Source organism: Streptomyces griseofuscus (assembly GCF_014673495.1).
Classification (GTDB): domain Bacteria; phylum Actinomycetota; class Actinomycetes; order Streptomycetales; family Streptomycetaceae; genus Streptomyces; species Streptomyces murinus.
Window position 1 is genome coordinate 1,075,607 of the sequence record NZ_CP051006.1, and the last position, 13,214, is coordinate 1,088,820.

General features: G+C 73.1%; 8 protein-coding genes and 4 pseudogenes. 10 read left to right on the forward strand and 2 right to left on the reverse strand.

Annotation, left to right across the window (positions count from 1 at the left end; translation table 11 throughout):
• Positions 1–122: 122 nt before the first annotated feature.
• From HEP81_RS42575 to HEP81_RS41285, 6 genes and pseudogenes are all read left to right on the forward strand, one after another.
• Positions 123–722, forward strand: a pseudogene (locus tag HEP81_RS42575) (aminotransferase class I/II-fold pyridoxal phosphate-dependent enzyme); the annotation flags it as partial.
• A gap of 74 nt (positions 723–796) precedes the next feature.
• A pseudogene (locus HEP81_RS42580) lies at positions 797–1,147 on the forward strand (aminotransferase class I/II-fold pyridoxal phosphate-dependent enzyme); the annotation flags it as partial.
• Positions 1,148–1,292: 145 nt separating this feature from the next.
• Positions 1,293–3,026 (forward strand): bifunctional S-methyl-5-thioribose-1-phosphate isomerase/methylthioribulose 1-phosphate dehydratase, encoded by a 1,734-nt coding sequence (locus HEP81_RS42290; RefSeq protein ID WP_051850589.1) that lies wholly within the window; start codon positions 1,293–1,295, stop codon positions 3,024–3,026.
• A 71-nt stretch (positions 3,027–3,097) separates the two neighbouring features.
• Positions 3,098–3,676 (forward strand): 1,2-dihydroxy-3-keto-5-methylthiopentene dioxygenase, encoded by a 579-nt coding sequence (locus tag HEP81_RS04770; protein ID WP_037662331.1) that lies wholly within the window; start codon positions 3,098–3,100, stop codon positions 3,674–3,676.
• On the forward strand, positions 3,673–4,449 hold the full coding sequence (gene mtnC, locus HEP81_RS04775) for an acireductone synthase (protein WP_037662328.1): 777 nt from the start codon (positions 3,673–3,675) through the stop codon (positions 4,447–4,449). The genes HEP81_RS04770 and mtnC overlap by 4 nt, the downstream gene beginning before the upstream one ends.
• Before the next feature lie 141 nt (positions 4,450–4,590).
• Positions 4,591–4,806 (forward strand): annotated as a pseudogene (locus tag HEP81_RS41285) (IS256 family transposase); the annotation flags it as partial.
• A 183-nt stretch (positions 4,807–4,989) separates the two neighbouring features.
• Here HEP81_RS41285 and HEP81_RS04780 read toward each other — a convergent pair.
• The gene (locus tag HEP81_RS04780; protein WP_190275945.1) at positions 4,990–5,952 is read right to left on the reverse strand and encodes an IS481 family transposase; all 963 of its coding nucleotides are present in this window, start codon (positions 5,950–5,952) and stop codon (positions 4,990–4,992) included.
• Between the two features lie 500 nt (positions 5,953–6,452).
• Between HEP81_RS04780 and HEP81_RS04785 the strand changes: the two genes are divergently transcribed.
• Both HEP81_RS04785 and HEP81_RS04790 read left to right on the forward strand, forming a co-directional pair.
• Entirely contained in the window at positions 6,453–7,835 is a 1,383-nt protein-coding gene (locus HEP81_RS04785; protein WP_037660670.1) for an MFS transporter, read from the forward strand.
• A gap of 140 nt (positions 7,836–7,975) precedes the next feature.
• Positions 7,976–9,982 (forward strand): helix-turn-helix domain-containing protein, encoded by a 2,007-nt coding sequence (locus tag HEP81_RS04790; RefSeq protein WP_037660667.1) that lies wholly within the window; start codon positions 7,976–7,978, stop codon positions 9,980–9,982.
• Between the two features lie 59 nt (positions 9,983–10,041).
• On the opposite strand, the pseudogene HEP81_RS04795 reads toward HEP81_RS04790, so the two are convergent.
• Positions 10,042–10,866: pseudogene (locus HEP81_RS04795) on the reverse strand (branched-chain amino acid ABC transporter permease); the annotation flags it as partial.
• A 505-nt stretch (positions 10,867–11,371) separates the two neighbouring features.
• Here HEP81_RS04795 and HEP81_RS04800 point away from each other — a divergent pair.
• Complete coding sequence (locus tag HEP81_RS04800) at positions 11,372–12,220, forward strand: GAF and ANTAR domain-containing protein (protein ID WP_243279288.1); 849 nt, start codon at positions 11,372–11,374, stop codon at positions 12,218–12,220.
• A gap of 136 nt (positions 12,221–12,356) precedes the next feature.
• Positions 12,357–13,136: a DUF1206 domain-containing protein gene (locus tag HEP81_RS04805; protein WP_037660666.1), complete on the forward strand. Its 780-nt coding sequence runs from the start codon at positions 12,357–12,359 to the stop codon at positions 13,134–13,136.
• Positions 13,137–13,214 lie beyond the last annotated feature (78 nt).

The window sequence follows — 13,214 nt, forward strand, 5'->3', positions numbered from 1 at the left end:
GCAGCACGATAATGCTACCGACGCACAGTGACGCCAGAGCGTCGTGGGGGAGGAGGGGCATGGGCGACAGACCCGTACTCAACCGGGTGCTGGCCGGGTTGGGCACGACCGTCTTCGCGGAGATGTCGGCGCTCGCCGCCGCGACCGGAGCGATCAATCCGGGGCAGGGCTTCCCGGACACGGACGGCCCCGCGGCCGTCGCCGAGGCCGCCGTGCGCGCGATCCGGGAGGGGCGCGGCAACCAGTACCCCCCGAGCGTCGGGATCCCCGAACTCCGCACCGCTGCCGCCGAGCACCAGCGGCGGTTCTACAAGCCGGCGTACGACCCGGACACCGAGGTCGTGGTCACCGCCGGGGCGACGGAGGCGCTCGCCGCCGCGCTGCCGGCGCTCCTGGAGCCCGGCGACGAGGTCATTACCCTCGACCCGGCCTACGATTCCTACTCCGCCTGTCCAGCCAAGGCCGGCGCGGTCCGGGTCCCGGTCGTGCCGCGGCCGCCCGCCTTCCGGCCCGACCTCGACGCCCTGCGCGACGCCGTCACCCCGCGCACCCGCCTGCTGGTGCTCAACTCCCCGCACAACCCCACCGGCACGGTCCTCACCGACGAGGAGCTGCGCGCCATCGCCGGCCTCGCCGTCGAGCGCGATCTGCTGGTCGCCTCCGACGAGGTCTACGAGCACCTGGTGTACGACCGCGTGCGGCACCGGCCGATCGCCGGCCTGCCCGGTAGGCGCGAGCGGACCGTAACCATCTCCTCCGCGGGCAAGTCCTTCTCGTTCACCGGCTGGAAGGCCGGCTGGGCCACGGGGTCGCCCGAGCTGCTCGCCTCGGTGCGCACCACGAAGCAGTACCTCACGTTGCCGGGGCCGGCCCCTTCCCGTACGCCGCGGCCGAGGCGCTGCGGCTGCCCGATGCGTACTTCACCGGGCTCCGCGAGGACCTCCAATTCCGCCGTGACCTGCTCTCCGCCGGACTCGCGGCGGCCGGGCTCGACGTCCTGCGGCCCGCAGGCGCCTGCTTCGTCAGCATCGACATCAGCGAGGTGGGCGAGGGAGACGGGGTGGCCTTTTGCCGGTCGCTGCCCGCCCGCCGCGGCGTCGTCGGCGTCCCGCACTCCGTCTTCCACGCCGACCCGGACGCCGGCCGCTCCCTGGTCCGGTTCGCCTTCTGCAAGCAGACCGGCGTACTGGAGGAAGCGGTGCGCCGGTTCAAGGACCTGCCCCCCCGGCCCGACAAGATCTGCCCCCCACCCGCCCGTTCCCTTCCCCGGCCCCCCGTGACTGAGGAGCAACATGTCGGCCCCACCCGTGTCCACCGGCGCGCCGTCCGGCCAGCCGGCCGCCACCACCTCCCTCGCCTGGACGGAGGACGGCATCAGCGTCGTCGACCAGCGCGCGCTGCCGCAGGAGACCCTCCTGCTACGGCTGAGAACCGTGGACGAGGTGATCGACGCCATCCGCACCCTGGCGGTGCGGGGCGCTCCGGCCATCGGTCTCGCCGGCGCCCTCGGCGTCGCGCTCTCCGCCCGGCTGCACACCTCGCCCGACGGTTCGGTCGACCGGGCAGCGGTCCGCGCCGACGCCGAGCGGATCGCCGGCGCGCGGCCCACCGCCGTCAACCTCACCTGGGCCGTCTCCCAGGTGATCGAAGAGCTGCCACAGGGCCCCGACGCGGTGCTCGCGACCGCGCTGCGCATGATCGAGGAGGACGTCGCCGCCAACCGGGGCGCCGCCACGACCGCCGCCGACCTGGTGGAGGAGCTGCTGCCGGAGGGCCCGCTGCGGCTGCTGACGCACTGCAACACCGGGCGGCTGGCCACCGCGGCGGGCGGTACCGCGCTCGGCACCGTTCTGGAGCTGGCCGCCCGCGGCCGGGTCGCCGAGGTGTTCGTCGACGAGACCCGCCCGCTGCTCCAGGGCTCGCGGCTCACCGCCTGGGAACTGGGCGAGGCGGGCGTGCCGTACCGGATCTGCCCCGACTCGGCGGCGGCCGCCGCGATGGCGCAGTCCATGGTCGACTGCGTCCTGGTGGGCGCCGACCGGATCGCCGCCAACGGTGACACGGCCAACAAGATCGGCACCTACGGTCTCGCCCTCGCCGCGGCCCGGCACGGCATCCCCTTCATCGTGGTCGCGCCGGAGTCCTCCTGGGACCCCACGCTCGCCGACGGCACCGGCATCGTGGTCGAAGAACGCGCCGCCGAGGAGGTCACCACGGTCGCCGGGGTCCGGGTGGCCCCGGAGGGCGCCGGTGTCTTCAATCCGGCCTTCGACGTGACCCCGGGGGCGCTGATCACCGCCGTCGTCTCGGAGTCCCGGGTGCTGCGGCCCGCCGGACCGGCCGGTGCGGACGTGCGGCCCGGGGCGGCGGCGGGCGCGGAGGCCGAGGCGGGCGCCGCCCTCTCCGGGCTCTCCCGCGACCTGTACACGCGCGGCTGGCTGCCCGGCACCTCCGGAAACCTCTCCGTCCGGATGCCCGGGCCTGAGCCGCGTGCGCTGATCACCGGCAGCGGCCTGGACAAGGGGTCGCTGGGCCCCGGAGACTCGGTGCTGGTCGACTCCGGTACCGCGCGCGCCGTACGGCCGGACGGCGCCCTGCGGCCCTCGGCCGAGACGGCGATCCACACGGCCGTGTACCGGACCACGTCCGCGGGCGCCGTGGTGCACGCCCACCCGCCCTACGCCACCGCCCTCGCCCGGCTCACCGGCGCCGCCGGACGGACGGCCTGGCTGCCGCTCGACAGCCTGGAACTGCTCAAGGGGCTCGGCCTGCCCGAGCCCGGCCGCACCCGGCTGCCCGTCTTCGCCAACTGGCCGGACGTGTCCCGGATCGGCGAGGAGGTGGCCGCGTACCTGACCGCGTCCCCGGACGCCCCGCCCGCGCTCCTCATCGCCGACCACGGCGTCACCGTCTGGGGCCGCGACCTCGCCCAGGCCCGCAACCGGCTGGAGTGCGTCGAGGCCATGTGCCAGTTGCTGCTGCTCACCGGCGAGGTGCCCGCCGCGGGCCGGGCGGCGGCCGCCTGACCGGCCGCCCGCCGCGCACACGAGCCGCCCCTTCCACCCGACACGTCTCCGAGGACTGAGGAAGCCGACCCATGACCCTGTTGCAGATCATGCCGGAGGACGCTCCGGACCAGGTGCTGCTGCGCACCACCGACGACGCGCGCATCACCAGTGAACTCGCCGCCCACGGCGTCAGCCTGCGCCGCTGGGACGTCCGCAGCGACGATACGCCCACACTCGACGACGCGGCCCTCCTCGAGTTGTACCGCGACCGCGTCGACGAGGTGTGCGCCAAGGACTCCATGAAGCTCGTCGACATCGCCCGGCTGCACCCGGCGCCCACCGAGGAGTGGCGGGAGCGCGCGGCGACGGCCCGCCGGACGTTTCTGGAGGAGCACCGGCACAGCGAGGACGAGGTCCGCTTCTTCGCCCACGGCCGCGGCATGTTCACGCTGCACCTGGACGCCCGGGTGTTCGCCGTGGTCTGTGAGGCCGGCGACCTGCTGTCGGTGCCCGCCGGGACGCGGCACTGGTTCGACATGGGCGAGACCCCCGACTTCGCCGCCATCCGCTTCTTCCAAGAGGAGGACGGCTGGGTCGGCGACTTCACCGGCACCCCCATCGCCGGCCGCTTCCCCCGCCTGGACGACATCGTGGGATCCGCCGAGTGACCGGCCCGCACACGGAGGTGGTGGTGCTCGACATCGAGGGCACCACCGGCTCCCTCACGTACGTACGGGACGTCCTCTTCCCCTACGCGCGCCGGGAGTTGGCTGGCTGGTTCACCCGGCACGCACAGGAGTCCCGGGTGCGGCAGGTGGCCGAGGACGTGCGCACGGAGCTCGACCGGCCCGACCTGGACACCGACGGTGTGGTGGCCGCGCTGGCCGCTTGGTCGGACGCCGATGTGAAGGCGGCCCCGCTGAAGACCGTGCAGGGCTGGATCTGGGCGGAAGGGTACGCGTCCGGCGCGCTGCACGGCCATGTGTACCCGGAGGTCCCCGCCGCGCTGCGCGCCTGGAAGGCGGCCGGGGTGCGCGTGGTCATCTACTCCTCCGGCTCGGCGGCGGCCCAGCTTGACTGGTTCCGCCACACCGCGTACGGGGATCTGTCTCCGCTGCTCGACGGCTACTTCGACCTTCGGAGCGCCGGCAGCAAGACCGACCCCGCGTCGTACCGGACCCTCGCCGGGGCCGTCGGCGCGCACCCCGGGCGCCTGCTCTTCCTGAGCGACGTCGCCGCCGAGCTGGACGCCGCCGTGCAGGCCGGCTGGCACGCCGTCGGCGTCCGCCGGGAGGGCGACCCCCGGGGCCCGGCCGTCCCCCGCCACCGCACCGTGGCCACGCTCGACCCGCTGTTGCCCGGCCCTTCCTCCGCCTCCCGCCCCCAGGAAACCCCGGCCTCCCCAGAGTCCCCCCAATCCCACGAGGTGTCACCGCCATGAGCGCGATCCCCGCACTGTCCGAGCTCGCCGAGATCGGAGTGATCGGCGGTACCGGCCGGATCAACTCCTGGAGAATGCCGGTGAGTTCGACCTCTACAGTGAGCCGTCCGACAAGCTGACCGTCGGCACCGTGGCCGGCCGCTGGCCGCCGCGCTGGAGGCCGAAGTCAATGCCTACATGGCCGAGTCGGTTGATGAACGCGACGACAAGGGGCGCCACCTGGTGGTCCGCCACGGCTATCACGAGCCGAGAAGAGTCACCACCCCGGCCGGAACGGTCGGGGTGAAGGCACCGCGGGTGAACGACGAGCGCGTCGACGAGGCAACGGGCGAGCGCAAGCGGTTCTCCTCCGGTCTTTCATCGCGCGGTCGGCGATGCCGCAGAACTCGTTGCGGACGGACGGAAGCCGCAGCTAGCGGCAGGCGGAGTCGATGGCGGCGTCGGCGGCCTGCTCGGTCAAGCCTCGCTGGCGGGGCATGGTCACTGCGCTTCTCCCTCACGGTGGCTGCTGCTGGTGCGGCGGCGTCGGAGCAACTGGTCCTAGGTGTGCTGTCCGGAGAGGTTGGTGACGCGGCTGGCTGGTGGATGGCCGCTGATGCCGGTGTGGGGTCGGTGGTAGTTGTACCAGTCGAGCCAGTCGGGAAACGCGGCCTGTCGTTCGGCGTCTGAGGTGTAGGGCCGGTGGTAGGCCCATTCCTCGAGCAGGGTGCGGTGGAAGCGTTCGACCTTGCCGTTGGTCTGCGGGCGCCAGGGCCGGGTCCAGCGGGGGCTGATACCCAGGTCGCGGCAGGTGTCGCGCCAGGTGTTCTTGGTGTAGGCCCAGGCGTTGTCGGTCAGGACGCGTTCGACGGTCACGCCGCATTCGGCGAACCAGGCGACCGCTCGCCGCAGGAAGCCGGCGCAGGTGGCGGCGGTTTCGTCGGGCAGGTCTTCGGTGTAGGCGAGGCGGGCGTGGTCGTCCAGGGCGGTGTGCAGGTAGGCGTAGCCGGCTCCGTTGCGGCGGTCCTTGTTCGGGCTGCCGGCCGCCCGGCCGAGGACTTTGTGGCCGCCGCCGTCGGGGATGCGGCCGAGTTTCTTGACGTCGATGTGGACCAGTTCGCCGGGCCGGGAGCGTTCGTAGCGGCGGATGGGCTCGCCGGTGGCCCGGTCCGTGGCGGCCAGGGCGGGCAGGCCGTGCCGGGCCAGGATGCGGTGGGCGGTGGAAGCGGCGACACCGGCTCGGGCGGCCAGCCGCACCGGCCCGATCCGGTGCTGGCGCCGAAGCCGCACGACTTGCAGCTCGACCGCGGCAGGAGTCTGGCGCGGGCTGTTGTGCGGGCGGCTGGAGCGGTCGTGCATTGCGGCCTCGCCCAGTTGCCGGTAGCGGTTCGCCCAGCGGGCGGCGGTCGTATGGCTGACCTGGAAGCGTTCCGCGGCCTGCCGCAGCGGCCAGCCGTCGTCCACGACACACCGGGCCAGACGCAGCCTGCCGGTCGGAGTCAGCGGGGCATTACGGTGGGACACGAGGGCCTCCTGGGCGTTGGTGCAGATGTCGCAATTCACACCGAACCCAGAAGGCCCTCACCTGTTCAAGCACCCAGCACGCGTGTCACCAACGTCCCGGGACAGCACACCTAGATCGGGCTCGATTTCTCAGTCCGGTCACCTACCACGAAAGGACTCTGTGCCGATCAACCCCACATGTCCGAGTTCAACGCAGCGTAGTCAGCACCAAGTCAGCACGGGACGGGTGAACACGGGTGATGACGTGGCTTTTTAGTCAGCACCAAACCAGCACGGGAGTCAGCACGCCACCGTCGAACCACCCCGAACTACGCGTCCCGGGCTGCGCTCGTTTCGGCCACCTTCAAGCCCCTGAACCGCCCTTCCGTAAGCCGGCATGGTGGCCACACGCATAGCCGACCACCAAACTGTGTTGCCCCGCCACATGTGCGCCTGACCTGCATGTTTCTACGGTGTGCCGACACGTACCCGTCCCCACCGCACACGAGGAAGTGGCGCCCATGGCCTCCGGAACCACCGCTCCCCCACCCCCCGCCAGCCTCTCCAGGGTCGTCGCCGCAAGCCTCATCGGCACCACCATCGAGTGGTACGACTACTTTCTCTACGGTTCCGCCGCCGCGCTCGTGTTCGGCCGGGTGTTCTTCCCGGAGTCGGACCCGCTGACCGGGACGCTGTTGTCGTTCCTCACGTACGCGATCGGGTTCGTGGCCCGTCCCGTCGGTGCCGTGGTGTTTGGACACTACGGTGACCGGCTCGGGCGCAAGAAGCTCCTGGTGATCAGTCTGCTGATGATGGGGCTGTCCACCGCGCTGATCGGCTGTGTGCCCGGGTATCACACGATCGGGGTCGCGGCTCCCCTGCTGTTGACCACCCTGCGACTGATCCAGGGCTTCGCGCTCGGCGGTGAGTGGGGCGGGGCGGTGCTGCTGGTGTCCGAGCACGGGGACGCGAGGCGGCGCGGGTTCTGGGCGTCCTGGCCGCAGGGCGGTGCGCCGGCCGGCAATCTGGTCGCCGTCGGGGTGCTGTCCCTGATGACCACGGTGCTCAGCGACGACGCGTTCGACTCCTGGGGCTGGCGGGTGCCGTTCCTGCTCTCCGCCGTACTGGTCATGATCGGCCTGTGGATCCGGCTGTCCGTCGATGAATCCCCGCTGTTCAAGGAGGCGTTGGCCGCGGCAGAGCGGCGCAAGGCCGAGCAGCGGGCCGAACGGCCGCCGCTGGTCGCGGTGGTGCGTGACCACTGGCGGGACATCCTGGTCGCGATGGGCGCCCGGATGGCCGAGAACATCTCCTACTACGTGATCACCGCCTTCGTCCTCACGTACTGCGTCGAGCACCTGAAGATAGACAAGCAGACGTCCCTGAACGCGGTACTGATCGGCTCCGCCGTGCAGTTCTGTCTGATCCCGCTGTTCGGCGCCCTCTCCGACCGGGTCGGGCGCAAGCCCGTCTACCTGGTGGGCGCGGTCGGTGTGGGCCTGTGGTCCTGGGCCTTCTTCGCGCTGCTCGACACCAGGTCGTTCCCCGCGCTGGTGGTGGCCGTGACCGTCGGGCTGATCTTCCACAGCGCCATGTACGCGCCTCAAGCCGCCTTCTTCTCCGAGCTGTTCGCCACCCGGATGCGTTACACTGGCGCGTCCATCGGGGCCCAGCTCTCCTCGGTGGCGGCCGGCGCCCCCGCCCCGCTGATCGCCACCGCGCTGCTCGGTTCCTACGGAAACTCCACTCCGATCTCGGTGTACGTCGGCCTGGCCGCACTGATCACCGTCGTCGCCGTCCTCGCCGCCCGCGAGACGCGCGGCAGGGATCTGGCCGCGATCGAACCGGGGGACGGGGCCGCGGCGCGGACCACCGCGGACCGGCGGACGGCCGCCTCCACCTGAGCGCCACCGGTCCACCCAAGGGCGCAGGCCGTCCGTCCGACGGTCGCGTCCGCCCCGAACGGCCCGGCACCGCTCCCGGGCCGTTCGACCCCGCTCGCCGTTCGCCCCTCAAGTACCCCCGACTTCCCCACGGTTGCCCCATGTCGCACAGAACCGCCTCCGCCGCCCCGCACCTTCGCCGGCTGTTCGAACTCCTCGCCGCGGGCGCCCCGGCCGAAGAACTCGGCGCCGTCGTCGCCGAGGCGCGCCGCGCCGGTGTCGACGCCCGGGACCTCGCGGAGGTGGAGGGGGCCACCGAGGCGGCGTTGCGGGTGCGGAACACGCTGCGGCAGCACCGGCGCCGGGAGACGGAGCTGACCGCGCTCTTCGACACCGCGGGCGACCTGGCGGCCCTGCGCGACCTCGACGCCGTACTGCGCTCCATCGTGCGGCGGGCCAGGATGCTCCTGGGCACCGACACGGCGTACCTCACGCTGGCCGACGAGGAGGCCGGGGACACCTATATGCGGGTCACCGACGGGTCGGTGTCGGAGCTGTTCCAGAATCTGCGCCTGCAACTGGGCGAGGGCCTCGGCGGGCTGGTCGCGCAGACCGCCCGCCCCTACGCCTCCCCGGACTACCGCACGGACGGCCGCTTCCTGCACACCGGCAGCATCGACGCCGGGGTCCTCGACGAGGGCCTGGTCGCGATCCTCGGGGTGCCGTTGCTGCTGGGGTCGGGCAGCGGCGGTCAGGTCATCGGGGCGCTCTTCGCCGCGGACCGTACGCCCCGCACCTTCGCCCCCGAGGAGGTCGCCCTGCTGTGCTCGCTGGCCGACCACGCCGCCATCGCCATCGACACCGCCCGGACGATGGCCGACGCACGGCTCGCGCTGGCCGAACTGGCCGAGGCCAACGCCGTGATCCGGGAGCACTCGGCCGCCATGCAGCGGGCCGCGGAGTCCCATGACCGGCTCACCGATCTGGTGCTGCGCGGCGGAGACGTGTCGGACGTGGCCGCCGCGGTGGCCGGTCTGCTGAAGGGCGAGGTCGCGGTGCACGACGGCGCCGGGTGGCCGCTCACCGCGACCGGCGGGCACGGCGGCGGGCTCACGGACGGTACGGAGCGCCCGGCCGGCGCCGGGAAGGCGGCTGGTGTTCAGGAGGCGTCCGGCGCCGAGGAGACAGCCGGTGCCGAGCAAGCGGCCGCGCTGGTAGCGGCGGCGGAGAGCTCACGTGCGACGGCCCGCGCGGTCTTCCGGGACGGGCGCTGGGTCTGCGCCGTACTGGCGGGGCAGGAACTGCTGGGCTGTCTCGTCCTGTACGGGCGGCCGGAGCTCGACGACCCCGACCGGCGGCTGTTCGAGCGGAGCAGCGTGGTGACCTCGCTGCTGCTCCTGCTGCGGCGTTCGGTCGCCGAGACCGAGAACCGGGTCCGCGGCGACCTCATCACCGATCTGCTCACCGCCCCCGACCGCGACCCGGCCGGGCTGGTGGCGCGCGGCCGGCGGCTCGGCATCGACCTCGACCGTCCGCACTTCCTGCTGGTCGCCCGCGCCGGTGACGCGGCCCGGGAGCGACTCGCCGACGCGGCGGTGCAGTACCTGTTCGGGTGCGGCGGCGTCAGCGCGGTCCACGAGGGCGCGGCCGTGCTGCTGCTCCCCTGCGACGGCTCCGGTGCCGGTGCGGCGGCCCGTGCCGCCGCCGGGCAACTGGGGCGGCTGGCCGGGGTGCCGGTCACGGTCGCCGGCGCCGGTCCCGCGGCCGGGCCGCGGGCGATCGCCGACGCGCATGCCGAGGGTGTCCGCTGTCTGCGGGCCATGCATGTGCTCGGTCGGGACGGGGGTGGCGCCTGTGCCGCCGAACTCGGCTTCGTGGGCGTGCTGTTGGGCGACGACCATGACGTGGACGGCTTCGTCGCCGCCACCCTGGGGCCGCTGCTGGACTACGACGCCCAGCGCGGCACCCAGCTGGTCCGCACTCTGCGCGCCTACTTCGGCTGCGGCGGCAGCCTCACCCGGGCGAAGGAGGAACTGCACGTCCATGTGAACACGGTGGTGCAGCGCCTGGACCGCATCCACGCCCTGCTCGGCCCCGGCTGGAACACCCCCGAGCAGACCCTGGAACTCCAACTCGCCCTGCGTCTGCATCTGTTGTCCGGCGGATGACCTGGTCCGGCACGGCACGACACGGTCCGCTGTCCGTGCCGAGGGCTTCGGGCGTGAACTCACCGCACATCAGGGGCTTTTGTTCGCAGTCGGGCAGGTAACCGGGCCACCCCGCCGGGCAGCAGGTAGATCACCGCGACGAACAACGCGCCGAGCAGGAAAGGGGGTTGCGACAGCGGTATCCGTAGCACCGAGGGCAGGGCGGTCACCGTGCCCGAGCCGGCCAGGTCGCCGAGGCGCTGGTCGGCCCAGGTGTAGAGGATGCCGCCGATCATGGGGCCCCAGCGGGTGCCCGAGCCGCCCAGGACCACCATCACCAGCAGGGACAGCGTGAAGTCGGAGGTGGTGGTGCGCGGGGTGGCGCCGCCGGTCAGCAGCAGGTACACGATGCCACCGAGCGCGGCCAGGGTGCCGGCCAGGACGAAGGCGATCAGCTTGAAGCCGTACGGGCGCAGGCCCAGTACCTCCAGTCGGCGCTCGTTCTCCTTGATGCCCTCCCAGACCCGGCCGGTGGGCGAGCGGACCGCCCACCGTACGACGGCCAGGGTCACCACGAGGTAGGCCAGCGCGACCCAGTACAGATGGGCGGTGTGCTCGATGCCGACCAGGGAGGCGGGCAGCCGGTCCGCGGGGGCGGCTCGGCCCTCCTCACCGCCGGTGACGCACCCGGGGTCGCGCTGCACCAGGATCGACGCGGCCTGGGCGAACGCCAGGGTGACCATGGAGAACCCGATGCCGCCGACCCGCAGGCTGACCGCGCCCAGGAGGGCGGACAGCGCCACGCCCGCGAGCAGGCCGAGGAGCGCGGACGCGGTGAAGGACAGGCCCGCCTCCAGCATCAGGATGCCGGTGACGTAGGTGCCCGCGGCGAAGTGGAGCGCATGCCTGCACCGGGGCGGACCCGCCGTCCGCTCCGGCGGACGTGGTACCGGCGGTGCCGGCCGAGGAGCAGCCCGCGATCAGGGCGCCGACGGCGAGGGTGAGCGCGCGGGGATCTGCCGCGGAAGGTGTCGATGACGCGGGAAGGCATCGCGGGCCGCTCCTGACGGGGTGTCGCCCGTCCGCCGCGCGCATCCCGCCGCGCCGGTCCGGGGCGGCGGGATGCGTGCGCGGGGACGGGAGCGCGGTGTGTGGTTGCCGGAACCCTAGGAGTGGCGGGCGACGGGCGGCACGTCGCCGGACACCGCTCTTCGGGGCACGGTCATGGCAGGGGCACACATGCCGGTACGTCCCGGGGCGGGCGCGGCGCTGTGGGGGCCGTCCGGCGGTCGCTCCGACGGGTGTGCATACAGTGTGGGCAGGTGCTTCGGCCGGCAGGCACCACGGTGTTGTCACTCATTCGGGATGCGACCGCCTCGCGCGGGTCGCGTCGGACAAGGAGGCCGGCCGGTGACCGCGGACCAGGAGACGCCCGCCGAACACGAGGAAGCCGTACCCGGCGGCGCGGCGGAGAGCCGCCCGGTCGGCCTCGACGGCCTTCTCGATGAGCGGAACCAGCGGCTGGCGCACGCCGGTATCGCGCGCGCCGAGGATCTCCTCCTCTCCCGCTACCGGCTCTCGTCCCGGGAAGAAGCCTTCGACCTGCTGCGCCGTACCTCCCAGCGGTTCAACGTCAAGCTGCACACGCTCGCCGACGTCGCGGTCCACGCGCCCGCCCCGCAGCGCAACGCCCACAGCTGGATGCCGCGTCGGCCGCGCGGCGCCGCGCCCGCGCTGCCCGCCCTGCGCGGCGAGGGGCAGCCGGCCGGCCAGGGCGCGGTCCTCATGGCCGCCCTGCATCGCACCCTGCACATCACCGGCACCGAGATGGGCAATGTGCAGCTGGTGGAGAACGGGATGCTGCGGCTGGAGAAGCACACCGGGCTCAACAAGCGTTTCACCGACTACTTCACCTTCGTCGAGGACTCGACGACCGCGTGCGCGCGGGCCGCCGAGGAGAGGCGCCAGGTGACGGTCAAGGACGTCGCCGCCTGCGACACCTTCGACGAGGGTTCCCGGCAGGCGATCCTCCAGACCGGCAGCCGCGCCTGCCACAGTGTTCCGCTGGTCAGCCCGAAGGGTGCCGTGGTCGGCATGATCTCCTCCCACCATGAGGGGACTCTCGGCGGCCTCACCGACGCCCAGTTGAACGCCCTGAACGAGCTGGGCGGCCAGGTCGCGCGCTGGCTGATCTGGCACCGGGGCACCGTCGCCGGCGCCCTCGATCATCTGCACGCCCTCGCCACCAGCCGCCGCTGACCGGTCGCCGAGGTGTCGGACGGGTTCCCCGGGGCATCGGCGGAATATGGATGCACGGTCATGGGCCCGGTCACGGGCCCGCTCATGGGTACCGAGGGGGCGCGGCGAGGCGCGCCGGGCCGCGGACGGTAAGGCGATGGCGGTGGCGGCCCGGTCCGGCTTCGCCGCCCGTGGGCTGCTCCACGTCCTGGTGGGTGTCATCGCGCTGCGGATCGCCTTCGGTGGCGACGGCGGCGGGCAGCAGGCCGACCGGGGCGGCGCCCTGGAGGAACTGGCCGATCGGCCGCTCGGGGTGGCGATGCTCTGGGCCGTCGGGGTCGCGCTCGCCGGTATGGCGCTGTGGCGGCTGTCGGAGGCGGTGTTCGGCGGGGCGGGACCGCGGGCGGGTAAGCCGTCGAAGCGGGTGGGGGCGGCGATCCAGTGCGTCTTCTACGTCTTCCTGTCCTTCTCGGTGCTGGCCTACGCGGTCGGCTCCCGGGGCAGCGGCAGCGGATCCTCCGACCGGAGCACCCAGGATGTCACCGCGACGGCCCTGCGGTGGCCGGGCGGGCAGTGGCTCGTGGGCGTCGGCGGTGCCGCCGTGGTGGTCATCGGGGTGTGGATGGCGGTCCGGGCGCTGCGGAAGAAGTTCCGCAGGGACCTGCGGCTCGACGCCATGTCGCCCTTGGCACGGCGGATCACGGACTTCTTCGGTGTGGTCGGCGGCACGGCACAGGGTGTCGTCTTCGCCGTGGCGGGCGGGTTCGCCGTCGTCGCGGCCGCCCGGCATCGGCCCGGCGAGGCGAAGGGTGTGGACGACACGCTGCGTTCCTTCCGCGATCTGCCGGCCGGGCCCTGGCTGCTCGCCCTCATCGCGCTGGGCCTGGCCGCGTTCGGGGTCTTCTCGTGGTGCAGCGCGCGGTGGCAGCGGCTGTGACCGGGCGGCGGGGCCACGCCACTCATGACAGCGGTTCGGTCGGCTGACGGCGGTTCGGTCGGCCGGCGGGGGCTCGGC